A 16,476-nucleotide genomic window follows, 5' to 3' on the forward strand; every position below is an offset into this window, starting at 1 on the left:
GTATCGCTTATTTAGGACGGGACAAATTTTAGTGTTTGTTGATGACGACAACCCTCCTTCTAATTCTTATCAGTTCAGCTTAATCCTTCTAATTTCAATGGGCTTTACTTTGCTTAAATCAAGTTCCCTGTCTTCATTGTAAGCAATCCATGGACTGTTGGCTAAATAGTAGAAATAACCATCTTTCACTTGTCCCAAAGTGGGTTCGCCTAATGAGGGTCCTCCTTGATTAATCACTCTTCCGAACAAAATGTACTGGCCAGTTTCATCTAAAAAATATTGCATTACCCTATATGGTTTCACCCCATTGTGGATGGCGATTAAACTGTTCTCATAGTAATACAATCCGTCAATTCCTTTCAACAAAATTTCTTCTGGAACGAAGACTTTTACTACATCATCCGTTTCGGTATCAATGCGATGAATTCCTGTAATATAATCTGCCAAATAGAGATACTTTTCGTCTTCATTTAAAGCCAAACCTTGTAGGTTGAAAAAACCATTCGATAAGTCGAATTGCTTTCTAATAAAAGCACCAGTAAAATCGGTTGTATCTGTATTGTCTCTACCCAAAGTAGGTTCTAGTGAATTAGAGAGCCAAATTCTGGATTCTTTGTCAATTGCTAAATCACCAATGGTTGTACCTTCATCATATTCTAAACCTTGAATTACCTCGCCCGAAGTTGGATCTATTTGCATAATCAAACTTTTACCTTTATCGGCTGGGTTGTAATCGAGCATTTCGGGTAAGGCTGCGGTTGCGGCCCAAAGCAATCCATTAGCCGAATCAATGTGCATTCCCAACACGGCATATTCCGTTTTCACTAAATCAATTTTATTACCATCGGGATCTACCCGAATGATTTTCTTTTCGCGAATACTTCCTAATAGAATATCGCCATTATCCATAACTACAAAGCTTTCAGGATGAATTTCACCAGCATCTATAATTCTAAAAACCTCATCATGCTCTTCTACTCTATTCAATTTTGCTTGAAGGGCAATTAATTCTTCATAGCCTTTATTTCTTCTTATGTTGTCAAAATCTTCATTTTGTTGGAAATCATAAGTAGCGTCCATCAATAGCAATTGATTGAGCTTTTGAATACTTCTGATTTTCCTTCCATTCAAAGCATAAGCACCCGCCAGATTATAAACCACCATTGGGTTGTTAGGTCTAATTTCATCAATCGTTTCCATGGCCTCTAAATACAGCTTGTAATCTTTGGCCTCATAGGCGGCACGGCCTTCTTGAAAATATTCGTTCAAGGTTTTTTGGCTAAAAACGGAAGTAGAAATAAAAAAGAATAAGAGTGTTAAGTAAGATTTGTTCATAATCGGAATGACCATAAAAAAACGAATTCCAGCGTTTAGCTGGAATTCAAGGTAGTTAATGTGAAGCTATTTTCTCCTCAAAATGTCTTGTTCAAATAACACTTAGAAAAAAAATTACCCTTACTCTACATTGTGCACGTATTTAAAAATGTACAAATCGTGTAAAAGCCTCACGCTCCAAACGTTCTCTATGATCTGGGTGCGCGATATCGATTAGCGCCTTGGCCCTTTGTCTTAATGATTTACCATATAAGTTAGCCACACCATATTCGGTAACAATATAGTGTACGTGGGCTCTTGTGGTAACCACACCCGCTCCTGGTTTTAGAAAAGAAGCAATTTTACTTTCTCCTTTATTGGTTACAGACGATAATGCGATAATTGGCTTTCCTCCCTCTGAAAGCGAGGCTCCACGAATAAAATCCATTTGCCCACCTACTCCAGAATAAATTTTAGTACCAATACTATCGGCACAAACCTGCCCCGTGAGGTCCACTTCTATTGCACTATTGATACTAATTACTTTGGGGTTTTGCCTAATTACACGGGTATCGTTTACGTATTCAATATCCAGCATTCTGATGGAAGGGTTATCGTCTACGAAATCATATAGTTTTTTAGAACCCACCATAAAACCAGAAACCAATGCATAAGGATGTTTCTTCTTGTACTTATTATTGATTACGCCACTCTCCATTAAAGGAACAACCCCATCGGAAAACATTTCGGTATGCACTCCCAAATCTTTATGGTTTCCTAGCGAAGCCAAAACAGCATCGGGTATTGACCCTATTCCCATTTGTAATGTAGAACCGTCCTCAATCATTTCTGCGATATAACCACCAATTTTCACCTCAGCATCTGTTAATTGGTGTGTTTTAGCTTCATAAATTGGTTCTTCACTCCAAACCATCGCATCAAAGTTTCTGATATGAACCATTCCATCACCATGGGTTCGAGGCATATTAGGATTCACTTGAGCGATTATCGTTTTAGCACTTTCAGCTGCAGCCAAACTTGCGTCTACGGAAACTCCCATAGAAGTAAAACCGTGGGCATCGGGTGGTGAAACTTGAATTAAGGCCACATCAATAGGAAGCACACCTCTTCTGAACATAATGGGTACTTCGCTTAAAAAGCAGGGAATAAAGTCAGCATCCCCTTCATGTATGGCATTTCTGCAATTTCCTGCAACAAATAATGAGTTGGTATGAAAGCTATCCGCAAATTCCTTTTTAGCATACGGAGCTTCGCCCTCTGTATGTAAATGAAATATTTCGACATTGCGCAATTCATGCGAACGCTTGGTCATGGCTAGAACCAAAGCTTGAGGTGTAGCTGCTGCGGTGTGAATAAACACCCTATCACCTGATTTTATCAATTCAACTGCCTTTTCGGCTGTAGTATATTCCATAATATTTCCTTTTTCTTAAACCAAAGGTAAAGGCAATACAATGCATCAGGACTGATGACGCTTAGATAAAAAGATGACTTATATCAGTTAAGGTTACTGACTTAAATTGCGCAAGAATCTAGTCTAATATTTCGCTTACATGAATTCTGTAATTGATTGAAAAAGTATCCCAATCCCACTGCCTCAAACCGTGATGATAGCCTAAACTTATGGCTCCGCCATTCAGTTGCCTAGTCAAATTAAAGCGAAGAAAAGAAGGGTTATCGCGGTGCTTTTGGTAACCTTGATAGTTTGACCAATCTGTGTCTATTTGCCACTTTGAATGATGATATTCTAAACCCAAGCCATATAAAGGAGCGTCATTTTGTCTTTCAGTAGAACCATTGATTAAACGGTTAACGTTGGTTTGAAAAGTGTAAAAACCTAACATCATTTTACCTAAAAAGCGAGATTCATCATTTCTGAAAAATGACTTGCTGAATGTGCCTTCCCAATAAAACATTCCAGCATCGGTATATCGGGCATTGGCCAAGTTTCCGCCTGTGGTAGTTTTTGAATGGGCACGCATGGCAAAATTAAATGGCCCCAGTTTGTCTTCATCAAATATTTTGTAAATAACTCCAAAGGCAATATCTCCCGTAGTTTTTCCTTTTCCTGAAATACCAGTCATTCTGCGCTCATCTCGTGTTGAGGCTTCTACATTCCATTTTTCGATTGGAATACTATTTACATAGAATAAGGCTCGATCTTTTTTAATGGGGAAATTGAACTGCAAAAAGGCGTTATCGGTAATGTCTCCATTCCCTACATGGTGTTCGTAGCGAATATCAAATGAGATATAATTGTCAATAATCACGTTTCCCAAAACAGGCATTCGGAGGGCATTGGGGCCCATATAACCGGGCGAAATAGAAATATAATCGAGTCGGTCTGGGCCTGCGGCATTAGGATAATTATGTAGTCGATCCCACCAATCCATATCTTGAGCTTGAACTTGCCCTATCAATATCAAGGCAAAAAAAGTCGTTAGAAATTTCATCGCTCGAAATAACAAAATTTTCTACTAATCCAGGAAATCATTTATTTCATGTGAGATCAATTAGGCGTATTTATCAACATACAACAACCGAGAATTCTCGGCTGTTGTAATTAATTGTAGCAAACCTAAAGCACACCTTTGGTACTCGGCAGAATGTCCATTTCATCTGCATTTCGTTTTACCGCCATTTTAATGGCCTTAGCAAAAGCTTTAAAAATAGACTCGATTTTGTGATGCTCATTATCGCCTTCTACCTTAATATTTAGGTTGCATTTGGCGGCATCGGAAAAGGATTTAAAGAAATGCATAAACATTTCTGTTGGCATATCGCCCACCATTTCACGCTTGAATTCAGCTTCCCAAACCAACCAGGGCCTTCCACTGAAATCGATGGCCACTTGAGCCAAAGCTTCATCCATTGGCAATAAAAAGCCATATCGGTTTAAGCCCTTCTTATCTCCTATGGCTAACGCATAAGCTTCACCCAAAGCCAAAGCGGTATCTTCAATAGTATGATGTTCATCAATATGTAAGTCACCTTTCACCTTTACGGTTAAGTCTGCTCCAGAGTGTTTCCCCAATTGATCGAGCATGTGATCGAAAAAGCCCAAACCAGTTTCATTATTGCATTGGCCTGTTCCGTCTAAATTTAACTGAATGAGAATATCCGTCTCTTTGGTTACACGATGTACTTCTGCTTTTCTCTGAGGCATTTGCAAGAACCTGAAAATCTCATCCCAACTATTCGTACTTAATGCTGCTTTAGGGTTTTGTTCTTCAGTAATAAAAATCGCCTTTGCCCCAAGGTTTTCTGCCAATTGAATGTCGGTTTCCCTATCGCCCAAAACAAAAGAATTTGCCAAATCATAATCACCATTAGTAAATTGAGTAAGCAAAGCCGTTCCAGGTTTACGCGTTGGTGCGTTCTCGTGTGCAAAAGTACGGTCGATGATAATTTCATCAAAAACAACCCCTTCACCCTCAAGAGTTTTGAGCATTTTATTCTGCGCTGGCCAAAAAGTTTCTTCTGGGAAAGATTCCGTCCCTAATCCATCTTGATTGGTCACCATCACAAGTAGATAGTCTAGCTGCTCGGCAATTTTCCTGAGGTTAGAAATAGCACCTGGTAAAAACTCAAGTTTTTCTAAAGAGTCTACTTGAAAGTCGGTTTTGGGTTCAACGATGATCGTACCGTCACGATCTATAAAGAGTATTTTTTTCATCATTTGGTTAAATATGTTGTTCTTCAATGCGAGGAGGCTTTCTTGCGATAGCGAAGAAAGGTGATGAAGCAATCTCTTTATAAGGTACAGTGAGATTGCTTCGTCACGAGCCATTGCTTTCGCATGGTTCGTTTCTCGCAATGACGGGTTTAATTTAAGTTTTTGAGCGCTTCAATTAGCAATTCATTTTCTTTTTCAGTGCCCACAGTAATTCTAATTCCGCCTTCGCAAAGCGCTACTTTAGAACGGTCGCGCAGAATGATTTTCTGTTCGATTAGCTTTTTATATACTTCTGAAGCATTCTCTAATTTCACTAAAAAGAAGTTTGAATCCGTAGGGAAAATCGTTTTAATCATAGGGATTTGCTTTAAAGCTTCTCCTAAAGATTCTCGGTTTTTCAAAATTTGATCCACCATCCTATCCTTCTTCTCAAGGTTTTCTAATGCTTTTAAAACAGTTTTTTGAACTAAGCCACTTAGGTTATAAGGTGCTTTAATTTTGTTCAAAATGGCCAGTATTTCTTCCGAAGCGAAAGCCATTCCTAACCTTAGGGCCGCTAAACCCCAAGCTTTACTGAAAGTTTGAAGCACCAACAAGTTGGGGAATTCTTCAAGCCTCAGCGCAAAACTCTGTCTACTTGTAAAATCTACATAAGCCTCATCTACCAAAACAATACCTTTGAAAAACCGCAATACTTCTTCGATCTTATCCAAGGAAACATCATTGCCTGTTGGGTTATTGGGGGAACAGATAAAGATGATTTTCGTGTTTTCGTCAACGGCCGATTTAATTGCCTCCACATCCAAATCATAATTGGCTGTTAGCAGTACTTCGCGTGCTTCTACATTATTGATGTCGGCACTTACCTTGTACATACCGTAAGTAGGCGGATTGATGATCACATTATCCTTTCCCGGCTCGCAGAAAGCTCGGAATAATAAATCTATAGGTTCATCGCTACCGTTTCCTAAAAAGATATTTTCTGACCTCACCCCTTTGATTTGAGCAATTCTAGTTTTCAACTCCTTTTGGTATGGATCAGGATAGCGATTCCAATCCTCTTCCGTAATTGAACCCAGTGGGTTTTCGTTGGCATCCAAAAAGACGCCTTCGTTACCCTTGTAATCATCTCTGGCAGACGAATAAGGCACCAACTTCTGCAAGTGCGTTCTTAAAAGTGCATTCGCGTCAAACATTGTTCAATGATTTAAGTCTCAAAGTAACCGCATTCTTATGTGCTTCAAGCAATTCAGCTTCGGCCATAATTTCTACCACAGGCCCTAAATTCTTAAGTCCTTCTTCAGTAATTTCCTGATAGGTAATTTTCTTCACATAACTATCTAAAGAAACACCACTGTACATTTTTGCATAGCCATTGGTAGGCAAAGTATGATTTGTACCTGAAGCATAATCTCCTGCCGATTCTGGCGTATAATTCCCAATAAATACAGAACCTGCATTAATAATTTGATCCGCTACTTCCCATGGTTTCTCAACACATAGAATCAAGTGCTCCGCTCCGTATTCGTTTAATAAATCAATGGCCTGATCTCTATTCTCTAACACAATTGACACACTGTTTTTCAAGGCCTTGGAAGCTAATTCTGCGCGTGGTAAAGCTAATAATTGCGTTTGCACTTCTTGTTGAACCGCATTAACAATTTCGTCAGAAGAAGCCACCAACACCACTTGAGAGTCGGCACCGTGTTCTGCTTGCGAGAGCAAATCCGCAGCTACGAAAGCTGGAATGGCTGTTTCATCTGCATACACTGCAACTTCCGATGGGCCAGCAGGCATATCAATGGCCAATCCATATTTGGTGGAAAGCTGTTTGGCAGCTGTAACAAACTGATTTCCTGGCCCAAAAATTTTATTCACTTTCGGAATAGTGGCGGTTCCAAAAGTTAAGGCCGCAATGGCTTGTGCTCCACCTACTTTATAAATCTTGGTCACTCCCACCAGTTGTGCCGTAAACAGAATGGCTGGATTTACATTTCCGCTTTTATCTGGAGGCGTACATAACACAATTTCTTTACAGCCTGCAATTTTAGCCGGAACGGCCAACATCAGAACGGTAGAAAATAAAGGCGCAGTACCTCCAGGGATGTACAAACCAACCTTTTCAATGGCTACCGATTTGCGATAGCAATTCACACCGGGCATGGTTTCAACCTTCAATACTTCCCCTTTTTGGGCAGCGTGAAAAGTCTCAATGTTCTGTTTTGCCATGCGAATAGCAGCTTTCAATTCTTCTGGCACCAAGTCTACTGCAGTATCAACCTCAGCCGAAGACACTTCGAAATTGGTGATTTCCACCCCATCAAACTTCTTGGTAAAGTCAATTAGAGCCTGATCCCCTTCGTTTTTTACTGCTTCCATTACAGGCTTCACTATGGCCTCAATGGTTTCCAATTCCATAGTAGGCCGCTTTAATAAAGCTTCCCACTCTTCTCTTTTGGGGTTAATGGAAACAATCATAGAATCATTTTTTCAATTGGCACCACTAAAATTCCTTGCGCTCCTGCATTACGGAGTTCCTCAATAATCTCCCAAAAATCATCCTCTTGAATTACAGAGTGAACAGAACTCCAACCCTCAGTCGCCAAAGGCAAAACCGTTGGGCTTTTCATTCCAGGAAGTATATTGATAATGCTCTCCAAAGAATTATTAGGCGCATTTAACAAAATGTACTTATTGTTTTTTGCTGTCTGTACAGAATCAATTCTAAAAATAAGTCGATCGAGGATTTCCTTTTTCTCCGCTGAAAGGTTTTTGTTGGCCAGCATTACTGCTTCCGACTTAAAAATTACTTCTACCTCTTTTAGTCCATTGCTCATTAAGGTAGAGCCAGAACTAACGATGTCACAAATTCCATAGGCCAAACCAATGCTCGGGGCAATTTCTACAGAACCACTAATTTCGTGAATGTCGGCATTGATGTTATTCGCTTTGAGGTAATCGCCTAAAATTTTCGGGTACGAAGTGGCCAAGCTCTTGCCTTCAAAATCTTGAATTCCATTGTAAGTTTCTGCTTTATCGATGGCCAAAGAAAGGCGGCATTTTGAAAAGCCGAGCTTCTTCACCCAATCCACTTGCTTATCCTTTTCTTCAGCTTCGTTAGCACCTACAATTCCAATATCTGCAATTCCATCTTGAACGTAACCCGGAATATCGTCATCCCTTAAAAAGAGAAACTCCATAGGGAAATTTGAAGCTTCAGCCTTAAGCTTACCCATGCCGTTATTCACTTTAATACCACATTCTTTAATTAATGCGAGGGAATCATCGCTTAATCGGCCACTTTTTTGTACTGCTATGCGCAAAGTATTTTTCATCTGTATGATTTTGTAGAGTTCAGGTAAATCAAATTTTAAAACATACCTAACCCTAAATGTTTAGAAATTGATTTGATTTTTTTCAGAAAAGCGAGCATAAGCGAACTGCTAAACTGAAATGGGTAATAAATTGAATCGAATGTGCCGACAGAACCTGCCGGGTAGGGTGTTATATATATCTCTCTTACGAGAGATGATGGAAATGATGCACATGTGGTGCAGTAATAGAAGCGATATGTGTGTTTTTCAACATCGACAGCAAAGGTAACTAAGCAAATGGTTTAGACAAAAGTTATTTTAAAAAAGGTAGATATTCGCGTCTTCAATACATTCTAACCTTATCATAAGATTTTCTCCTACCTTAATTTTATTTAATCAGCTTAATGAATTCACAAAAGTTAGATTGTATTAAATTGCTCTCCTCAAAATATTTCAAAACATTATACAACCATTTTTAACATGAAGTCATTTTTTTCAGCCCTGCTCACTTTTTTAATCTTTAACGCTACTGCTCAGGAAATCACCACTTATAAAAACGCTGAAGGGCAAAGTCATTTGGCTGGAAAATTCCCCGTGGAATACTTACAGCAGGATAGTGTTTATCAGCAGTGGTTTAATAAAAATTATGCTGAATTCACGGTAGAAAAAGGCGATAACAAATGGAAGAAAGCCTTGAAAAATACTCAAGTGGATATCTACTTAGGCACATGGTGTGGTGACAGTCAAAAATGGGTGCCGAGTTTTCTGAAATTATGGGATGAATTGGGTTTAGATCGAAAGCAACTCTCTTTTACTGCGCTTTATGATGGAGAAGAGAAATACAAACAAGGACCAAAAGGAGAAGAAAAAGGTAAGAAAATTCACAGAGTACCTACTTTCATTTTCAAGAATAATGGAGAAGAATATGCTAGAATTGTAGAAACTCCGCGCAATGATTTAAAAACCGACTTGGCCCAAATTGCCTTAGGTTATCCTTCAGAACCCAATTATAGAGCAGCTACCTATTTGCTTGATTTATTCGAGCAAAATTCAATGACAGACATATATAAAGATGCGAATACTCATCTTAATGAGGCCTACCACTTGGTTGGCAAAAGTGGCGAATTACATACTTTAGGCAGAGTTTTAATGAGTTCTAACAGGGTTGAACAAGGGTTGTTGGTATTACAATTCAATACAATCATTAATCCTTATACTCCGAGTGTGCTTAATCGTTATGGAAATGCTCTGGCTGAAAATGGTCAAAAAGAAATGGCCATCTCTACTTTTGAAAAGGTTATCCAAATAAACCCAGAAGACGAAAATGCTTTAGCACAACTCAAGAAATTAAAAGGAAACTAAAAAGCGAGTTTGACTTAGTCCATCTTCAAGAACTCTTCTTTAACCTTCTTGGGTAAACCTTCCACTACAAGGTTATAGGAGTGATCTATCAGTTCTTTTAGTAGATTTTCTGAAACTGTACCATCGGTTTTTACAGAATTCCAATGCTTTTTGTTCATGTGCCAGCCCGGGGTAATTCCGGGTTCTCTTTCTCTGAGTTCGGCAGCGTATTCAGGATCACATTTTAAATTGATGTATTCGTATACATCGAGGCCAGTGAGTGCAAACATTTTGCCCATTACTTTCAAAACCAAGGTATCTGGACCAAAAGGAGTGTGTTCAGTTACCCCCTTTTTTGCAATACAATATTCTCTGAATTCATCAATGTACATAGTTTAAAAAATTAGGTAAGACTATACTTACATCCTTCCAATCGCTCTGCTTACTATCACAATTACTGCGATTAAAAACATAATGATCGAAATTTTATTGATGGTGTGCATGGCCTTGATATTGAAATTGGTAGGCCGCGAAGGATCTTTCTTTCTGAAAAAATATCCCAAAACAGGACCAAAATTAAAGGCTTCTTTGGCAGTTAGTTTTGAATCCCTTTGCTCTTCATTTTTAATTTCTTCACTCATCACATTTCTATTTTAAAGTTCAGCACCTACCAATTCGGGTTCTAACCATTTGCCGTCTTCGCGAATAATGTCAATCAATTCGTCCACAGCCTTTTCAGAGGCTACTCCCCTTTTCATTACTTCCTGACCTTTATACAAGGTAATCTTTCCTTTGCCCGAGCCCACATAACCGTAATCAGCATCGGCCATTTCGCCTGGGCCATTTACAATACAACCCATAATTCCGATTTTCACTCCTTTCAAGTGATCGGTGCGTTTTCGGATCATAGCCGTGGTTTCTTGTAGATCGAACAAGGTTCTTCCGCAAGACGGACAAGAAATATATTCGGTTTTGGTCATTCGCGTACGAGCCGCTTGTAAAATACCAAAGCCTGTCTCGTTCTTCAACTTTAAATCAGCCAGTTGAGTTTCCTTATCGGACTGCTTATCTACTTGAAGCATTACACCGTCTCCAAATCCATCGACCAACAAACCACCAAAATCGGTAGACGCATGAATCAAAAACTCTTCGGCATCAGTAACGGTGTAGTTTCTCGATACGATTACCGGAACTGACAACTTCCTTTTCACCAACTCGAAAAAGAAACGTCTCAAAGCAGGCATGGCATGTTCATTCTCAGTTTCCAAAATCACAACCAAGTTAGAAGCCTCCAACACCGTCATTATATCTTCCGACAATTCATCGGCTTTCAACCTAATGAAATTGAGTTGATCATCAGCATTTTCTGCTTCGGCCAATTGATCGAAAGTAAAAACAGGGTAACGATTCGTTTTATCTTCCAAGGCATTCCATTGCGGGTAATCAACCAATTCCTTCAATCCATTCGGCAGCATGAAATCAATTGCCTTATTGCCTGAATAAACGTAGTCTGCACCTTGGTCATTCATTCGCCATTTATCGGGTTCTGGCAAATAAAAGTGTCCAACGTTCTTTAAATCTTTAATGGTAATTTCTTCAAACTGACTCAAATCGGCAATAACACGCGGCACATTGGAAGCGCCAATATTTACTACTTCTCTCGAGTGACGTTTGTGATACAAGAACGGATCAATTGGGTTTTCGTCAATCTCGGTTATGGTTTTATGCTCATGTCGGTTATGATATCTATCGACAAGCTTTTGCGCCACAGGAGCTTCAAACTCTGGTTCTTCGGTCAACGAAACACGGACAGTGTCTCCTAGCCCATCTTCTAACAAAGTACCAATTCCCACTGCGGACTTGATTCGGCCGTCTTCAGCTTCGCCTGCTTCGGTAACCCCCAAATGTAGCGGATAAGGTTTTAAGCCTTCTTCGTCTAATTTCTGTACCAACAAACGATAGGCCTCTACCATCACTTGCGTGTTGCTGGACTTCATAGACAGCACGATATTATAGTACTCCAAGTCTTCGCAAATGCGCAAAAACTCAAGTGCCGATTCCACCATACCCAAGGCGGTATCGCCATAACGGCTCATGATTCTATCTGAAAGTGAACCGTGATTAGTGCCTATTCGCATGGCAGTTCCATGCGCTTTACAAATTTCTACTAAAGGCGTAAAACGCTCACGAATCCTGTCCAGCTCCGCCTGATAAGTTTCGTCAGTGTATTCTATATTTTCGAATTTCTTTTTATCGGCATAGTTGCCTGGGTTCACCCTTACCTTTTCTACAATTTTTGCCGCCAGTTCTGCAGCATTTGGGGTAAAATGGATGTCGGCTACAAGTGGAACATTACAACCACGCTTTTTCAATTCTTCCTTAATAGCACGAAGATTTTCGGCTTCTTTTAAGCTGGGGGCCGTAATACGCACCAACTCGCAACCCGAAGCTACCATGCGCAAAGTTTGCTCCACCGAACCCATGGTGTCCATGGTATCAATGGTGGTCATCGACTGCACCACAATAGGGCGATCGCCACCAATAGTTACGCTGCCCACCTGAACCGGAATGGTTTTTCTTCGACTGTATTTTACTAGGCTGTTGCAATATTTCTTTACTGCGCTTACTGCTGAATCCATGCGTTTTATGCTTGCTCCAAAGTTAACTTGAAATGAATTAAAATGTTAGACGAAATAGGGAAAGGTTGGGTGATACCCAAACTGTATTGACTTTATCGCAACAAACATCTACTTCGGGCAAAGATTTAACTACGCAAAGTTAAACATAGCGCCCCTTCAGGGCTAGTGGGTATGGCTGTATTCAAGGATGGGCTATGCCGATCCTTAAGATATTTCGCCCTTTCAGGGCTTGAGACTGGCACACTTCATCAAATTCACACCTAACTAATTTTCATTTCTTTTGCCCCGAATAGATAGCAAAGCATACGTATACCCAAGAAAAGCTGTATCCATATCGAATGGAACTTAAGTTCAAAAAGAACACGTTTCACAACTCTGAACATTACATTTAGAATCCCAATACTTACAGAAAGAAAGGTTCTGAAAGAACAGCATAGTATAGCAAAGGACTAAATCCTGGGAAAAAACCACATCAAATCAGTTTTCATTTAAGAAGTAGTTGTAAAAATTTCTAGAAGAGATGCCCTGAAAGGGCTATATAATATAACGGAGGACGTAGTCCTTCGATATTATGATAAACCACATAAGTCCCTCAGCCCTGAAGGGGAGAAGTATCAATCCCAAACATATCTTTCGTCAAAATCTACTCTGTACTTAACAAGGAAGGCCCTGTACTCCTCCTGAAAAGTCTTCCTTCTATGATGTTCATGCTGATTTTCGATATATTTAATTACCCTGTCTACCTCTGAAGGGTTGACCGAAAAAGCACCGTAACCATTCTGCCAGTAAAAGTTACTTAAGGTTTCATGCCTCGTTTTTATCCATTTGGAAGAGTTCATTTTGAGTTCCTTTACTAAAAGGAATAAGGCAATATTCTTAGAGAGTTTACACAACACGTGGACGTGATCCGTATAACCACCAACCCTTAGAACTGGACAGTCGAGTTCTTTACAAATGCCTGCCAAATATTTATGTAGCTCCTCTTCATAAGGCGGGTGTATAAGGTGCTGACGATATTTCGTGCTAAATACTATATGTATGTAGTTCTGAACTAATGATTGCCCCATTATTAATTCACTCTAATATTCATAATAAGAATAATTTAAAGAAAATTTCATTAGAACACATTCCTATCTAATTATTTAATCCTAAATATTACGCCCTTACAGGGCTGAGAGTGTTAGTCTATATTAATCGAATGGGCTTCTCGCCCATTCTTATGACATTTCGCCCCTACAGGGCTTAAAATTTAGGTTACATCAATGGTATCTCGCCCTTTCAGGGCTTGGGATCAGGAAAATCTATCAAGTTCATATTTAAAGAGTTTTTCATTTACTCAACCCTAAAAGGAGAGTGTATTCCAGTCCACTTTAATAGTTACGAAAGAAAAAGTCCTGAAAGGACGACATACCATAATGTAGGACGAAGTCCTTCGGGAATAGTAACTATATAAAGTCTTTAGTACTGAAAGAGCTGAATATGGCTATCAAACAAATAATTCCGCTATAAGAACCCACAGCAAATTCTAGATGAAAAGAGAACAACATCAGTAACTTCAGAAGCAAGTCCTGAAAGGACGACATAACATAACGGAGGACGAAGTCCTTCGGGAATAGTAACTATATAAAGTCTTTAGCACTGAAAGAGCTGAATATGGCTATCAAACAAATAATTCCGCTATAAGAACCCACAGCAAATTCTAGATGAAAAGAGAACAACATCAGTAACTTCAGAAGCAAGTCCTTAAAGGACGACATACCATAATGTAGGACGAAGTCCTTCGAAAAGCCCTGAAGGGGCGAGATACTCATCACCTTAAACCTCATAAAACCTCCTTCAGCTTTTCCCAGGCTAGGTTGGCGCAGGTTAGGCGTTCTGGGAATTCGCGAGCGGAAGCAAAGGCCAAAAATTCTTCATCTGAAGTTAACGATTCGGGTGATTCACTATTCTCAGGATTTATGAGCTTCAAAAACAGCTCAATCAATGCTTTTGCTTCGCTTTTGCTTTTCCCTAACAGTTGCTTTGTGAGTACCGAAGTTGAAGCCTTTGAAATAGCGCATCCATAACCTTTAAAAGAAGTATTCTGAATCACATCTCCTTCGAACTTTAAGTACAGGTCAAACTGGTCGCCACACACTGGATTATAAGCTTGAAGTTTATGCGTATAGTCGTCCAAAACACCTTCATTAAAAGGATTTTTGGCATGGGCCAATATTTGGGTTTTGTATAGTGCTTTTAGACGGTCGTTCATAGGAAGAAGCTTCTGATTTCGACTAAGGTATTTTTAAGTAAATCCACTTCTTCTTCAGAATTGTAAATATTGAAAGAAACCCTCACCGTCCCTGCAATGTCAAGTTTTTGCATTAACGGATGCGTGCAATGGTGACCCGCACGAACGGCAATGCCCTTTTCGGCTAAAAATGCGGCAATGTCATGCGGATGAATTCCTTCCATCGTAAAAGAAAGGATGGCAGTACTTTTAGCATCTTTTGCAAAGAGTGTTAAACCTTCAATTTCTGATAAACGCTTCACCGCGTATTTTCTCAACTCAGCACCGTGTCTACCGATTTCCTCCACTCCGACTGAATTGATAAAGTCAATCGCAGCTGCTAGACCAATTGTTCCTGCAATATTGGGCGTTCCGGCTTCGTGTTTGGCTGGCAAATCGGCCATCATTGTTTTATCTACGCTCACTTGCTGCACCATTCCTCCACCATAAGCCAAGGGAGACATCTTTTGCAACAAAACTTGCTTTCCATACAATACACCTATTCCTGTTGGCCCAAAAACCTTGTGTCCTGAAAAAGCCAGAAAGTCACAATCCATGTTCTGAACATTAATCTTTTCTGAAAGGGGCAGTTGCGCGGCATCTACAAAAACCTTGATGTTATGTTGATGAGCTAAATTGATAATACTCTTTAAATCATTCTTCATCCCCAGCGTATTGGAAATGGCAGTAATGGCCAGAATTTTCACCTTGTCAGTCAACATTGCAGCAAACTTGCTTAGATCTAAATTCAGCCCTGCATCTAGCGGAATCACTTTCAGTTTCGCGCCTTTTGATTGACAGGCTTGTTGCCAAGGAACGAAATTACTATGGTGCTCCATTTCTGAAACCAGCACTTCATCGCCTTGTTCCAACCGTGGCAATAGAAAAGTGTTGACTACTTTATTAACAGCATCAGTGGTTCCTGAAGTAAAAATCACTTCCTTTTTAGAAGAGGCTCCGATAAATGCTCTCACCTTTTCACGGGCTCGATCATAATTAAAAGAAGCAGCGGTTGCCGGCCAATATAAACCACGGCCTACATTCGCATAATAACCGGCATAAAATCCAGAGACAGCATCAATAACGCATTGAGGCTTTTGGGTGGTGGAAGCATTGTCTAAAAAAATCAGAGGCCTACCCTCTTTTCTTGCAGTCTCAAAAATCGGAAATTCGGACTTCAGCGATTGCATAGTTAAAAGATAGAAAATTTACCTTAATGGTTAATTGGATGAAGTAGTAACAGTAGTCACAACAATTGCAGACATCATGGCTACCATAATGGCCGCCTGAATTTCCCGAATACTTTTGTTCACGCTCTGGCTAATTTTAATATCCTGAGTAACTTCTTTGATCCTCTTCTTCACCACATTGTACTCTTCCTTATTACGAAAAGCCTCTTTAGTAAGATCTGAAACATCAATTAAGCTCAAAAGCATTACATCACGTGCTTCTGATTTTGCTCCGCGAAGCATTACATCACTCAGGCGTTGCTTTACCTTATTCTCAGGTGTAATGTTGGTGGTTGGGTATTTATTGTTCGGAATAATCCAGAGAATCTTATGCTCTTCCTTCCGCAAAATACCTTTATTCTGAAGCCCAAGTAATGTATCCTCTTTAAGTTCTTTGGCCTGTTTTGACAGAACCTCAATCCACTTTTTGAGTTTACGAGGCTTTGAATTTTTAATCTGATCAATCACTTTATTGATGACCATTTCTACTTCATATTCGTCATGAATAAGCTTAAGCTTATCTCCTGATACATCAATCTTTTCGCGAAGTGCCATTTCTAGCAGAATAGCTCCTGCAAAGCCAAAGTACAAATGAGTGGAGTCGATAACGAATTGACCTTTTTCGTCATCAAGGGCTATTAATAAAAATTCTTCGATGAGGTTGAGTTGCATG

Annotated in this window: 15 protein-coding genes; 1 reads left to right on the forward strand and 14 read right to left on the reverse strand. The window is 39.6% G+C overall.

What is annotated here, in order from left to right; all coding sequences use genetic code 11:
* Window positions 1-69 precede the first annotated feature (69 nt).
* The 7 genes from OB69_RS13495 to hisG form a co-directional block, all read right to left on the reverse strand.
* Window positions 70-1,335 (reverse strand): SMP-30/gluconolactonase/LRE family protein, encoded by a 1,266-nt coding sequence (locus OB69_RS13495; protein ID WP_053224273.1) that lies wholly within the window; start codon window positions 1,333-1,335, stop codon window positions 70-72.
* A gap of 142 nt (window positions 1,336-1,477) precedes the next feature.
* Window positions 1,478-2,749, reverse strand: a complete 1,272-nt coding sequence (locus OB69_RS13500; RefSeq protein ID WP_053224274.1) for an acetyl-CoA hydrolase/transferase family protein — start codon at window positions 2,747-2,749, stop codon at window positions 1,478-1,480.
* A gap of 118 nt (window positions 2,750-2,867) precedes the next feature.
* On the reverse strand, window positions 2,868-3,788 hold the full coding sequence (locus tag OB69_RS13505; protein ID WP_053224275.1) for a hypothetical protein: 921 nt from the start codon (window positions 3,786-3,788) through the stop codon (window positions 2,868-2,870).
* Between the two features lie 125 nt (window positions 3,789-3,913).
* Window positions 3,914-5,011, reverse strand: a complete 1,098-nt coding sequence (hisB, locus tag OB69_RS13510; protein ID WP_053224398.1) for a bifunctional histidinol-phosphatase/imidazoleglycerol-phosphate dehydratase HisB — start codon at window positions 5,009-5,011, stop codon at window positions 3,914-3,916.
* A gap of 149 nt (window positions 5,012-5,160) precedes the next feature.
* Entirely contained in the window at window positions 5,161-6,207 is a 1,047-nt protein-coding gene (gene hisC, locus OB69_RS13515) for a histidinol-phosphate transaminase (RefSeq protein ID WP_053224276.1), read from the reverse strand.
* A complete protein-coding gene (gene hisD, locus OB69_RS13520; protein WP_053224277.1) occupies window positions 6,200-7,489 on the reverse strand; it encodes a histidinol dehydrogenase in 1,290 nt (429 codons plus the stop codon). The genes hisC and hisD overlap by 8 nt, the downstream gene beginning before the upstream one ends.
* A complete protein-coding gene (gene hisG, locus OB69_RS13525) occupies window positions 7,486-8,346 on the reverse strand; it encodes an ATP phosphoribosyltransferase (RefSeq protein WP_053224278.1) in 861 nt (286 codons plus the stop codon). The genes hisD and hisG overlap by 4 nt, the downstream gene beginning before the upstream one ends.
* Before the next feature lie 459 nt (window positions 8,347-8,805).
* On the opposite strand from hisG, the gene OB69_RS13530 reads away from it, so the two are divergent.
* Window positions 8,806-9,687: a tetratricopeptide repeat protein gene (locus OB69_RS13530; RefSeq protein ID WP_053224279.1), complete on the forward strand. Its 882-nt coding sequence runs from the start codon at window positions 8,806-8,808 to the stop codon at window positions 9,685-9,687.
* Between the two features lie 14 nt (window positions 9,688-9,701).
* Here OB69_RS13530 and OB69_RS13535 read toward each other — a convergent pair whose 3' ends face one another.
* The 7 genes from OB69_RS13535 to OB69_RS13565 form a co-directional block, all read right to left on the reverse strand.
* The gene (locus OB69_RS13535) at window positions 9,702-10,058 is read right to left on the reverse strand and encodes an MmcQ/YjbR family DNA-binding protein (protein WP_053224280.1); all 357 of its coding nucleotides are present in this window, start codon (window positions 10,056-10,058) and stop codon (window positions 9,702-9,704) included.
* Between the two features lie 27 nt (window positions 10,059-10,085).
* On the reverse strand, window positions 10,086-10,307 hold the full coding sequence (locus tag OB69_RS13540; protein ID WP_053224281.1) for a DUF6728 family protein: 222 nt from the start codon (window positions 10,305-10,307) through the stop codon (window positions 10,086-10,088).
* Window positions 10,308-10,319: 12 nt separating this feature from the next.
* Window positions 10,320-12,305, reverse strand: a complete 1,986-nt coding sequence (gene ispG, locus OB69_RS13545) for a (E)-4-hydroxy-3-methylbut-2-enyl-diphosphate synthase (protein WP_053224282.1) — start codon at window positions 12,303-12,305, stop codon at window positions 10,320-10,322.
* A gap of 614 nt (window positions 12,306-12,919) precedes the next feature.
* Window positions 12,920-13,372, reverse strand: coding sequence for an IS200/IS605 family transposase (gene tnpA / locus OB69_RS13550; RefSeq protein WP_053224283.1), 453 nt, complete (start codon window positions 13,370-13,372; stop codon window positions 12,920-12,922).
* Window positions 13,373-14,127: 755 nt separating this feature from the next.
* Window positions 14,128-14,556: a Fe-S cluster assembly sulfur transfer protein SufU gene (gene sufU / locus OB69_RS13555; RefSeq protein WP_053224284.1), complete on the reverse strand. Its 429-nt coding sequence runs from the start codon at window positions 14,554-14,556 to the stop codon at window positions 14,128-14,130.
* Complete coding sequence (locus tag OB69_RS13560) at window positions 14,553-15,764, reverse strand: aminotransferase class V-fold PLP-dependent enzyme (protein ID WP_053224285.1); 1,212 nt, start codon at window positions 15,762-15,764, stop codon at window positions 14,553-14,555. Before OB69_RS13560 ends, sufU begins: the two co-directional genes overlap by 4 nt.
* Before the next feature lie 30 nt (window positions 15,765-15,794).
* Window positions 15,795-16,475 carry a GOLPH3/VPS74 family protein gene (locus OB69_RS13565; RefSeq protein ID WP_053224286.1) on the reverse strand — a complete coding sequence of 227 codons (681 nt, stop codon included), beginning with the start codon at window positions 16,473-16,475 and terminating at the stop codon, window positions 15,795-15,797.
* Window position 16,476 lies beyond the last annotated feature (1 nt).

It is taken from the genome of Roseivirga seohaensis subsp. aquiponti, assembly GCF_001267955.1.
Taxonomy (GTDB): Bacteria; Bacteroidota; Bacteroidia; order Cytophagales; family Cyclobacteriaceae; genus Roseivirga; species Roseivirga seohaensis.

What these genes read in the sequence shown, in the direction of transcription:
- hisD (WP_053224277.1), bottom strand. Translation starts at nt 7,489, where the DNA reads ATGATTGTTTCCATTAACCCCAAAAGAGAAGAGTGGGAAGCTTTATTA.
- OB69_RS13535 (WP_053224280.1), bottom strand. Translation starts at nt 10,058, where the DNA reads ATGTACATTGATGAATTCAGAGAATATTGTATTGCAAAAAAGGGGGTA.
- hisC (WP_053224276.1), bottom strand. Translation starts at nt 6,207, where the DNA reads ATGTTTGACGCGAATGCACTTTTAAGAACGCACTTGCAGAAGTTGGTG.
- OB69_RS13495 (WP_053224273.1), bottom strand. Translation starts at nt 1,335, where the DNA reads ATGAACAAATCTTACTTAACACTCTTATTCTTTTTTATTTCTACTTCC.
- sufU (WP_053224284.1), bottom strand. Translation starts at nt 14,556, where the DNA reads ATGAACGACCGTCTAAAAGCACTATACAAAACCCAAATATTGGCCCAT.
- OB69_RS13560 (WP_053224285.1), bottom strand. Translation starts at nt 15,764, where the DNA reads ATGCAATCGCTGAAGTCCGAATTTCCGATTTTTGAGACTGCAAGAAAA.
- OB69_RS13540 (WP_053224281.1), bottom strand. Translation starts at nt 10,307, where the DNA reads ATGAGTGAAGAAATTAAAAATGAAGAGCAAAGGGATTCAAAACTAACT.
- OB69_RS13565 (WP_053224286.1), bottom strand. Translation starts at nt 16,475, where the DNA reads ATGCAACTCAACCTCATCGAAGAATTTTTATTAATAGCCCTTGATGAC.
- tnpA (WP_053224283.1), bottom strand. Translation starts at nt 13,372, where the DNA reads ATGGGGCAATCATTAGTTCAGAACTACATACATATAGTATTTAGCACG.
- ispG (WP_053224282.1), bottom strand. Translation starts at nt 12,305, where the DNA reads ATGGATTCAGCAGTAAGCGCAGTAAAGAAATATTGCAACAGCCTAGTA.
- OB69_RS13500 (WP_053224274.1), bottom strand. Translation starts at nt 2,749, where the DNA reads ATGGAATATACTACAGCCGAAAAGGCAGTTGAATTGATAAAATCAGGT.
- hisB (WP_053224398.1), bottom strand. Translation starts at nt 5,011, where the DNA reads ATGAAAAAAATACTCTTTATAGATCGTGACGGTACGATCATCGTTGAA.
- OB69_RS13530 (WP_053224279.1), top strand. Translation starts at nt 8,806, where the DNA reads ATGAAGTCATTTTTTTCAGCCCTGCTCACTTTTTTAATCTTTAACGCT.
- OB69_RS13505 (WP_053224275.1), bottom strand. Translation starts at nt 3,788, where the DNA reads ATGAAATTTCTAACGACTTTTTTTGCCTTGATATTGATAGGGCAAGTT.
- hisG (WP_053224278.1), bottom strand. Translation starts at nt 8,346, where the DNA reads ATGAAAAATACTTTGCGCATAGCAGTACAAAAAAGTGGCCGATTAAGC.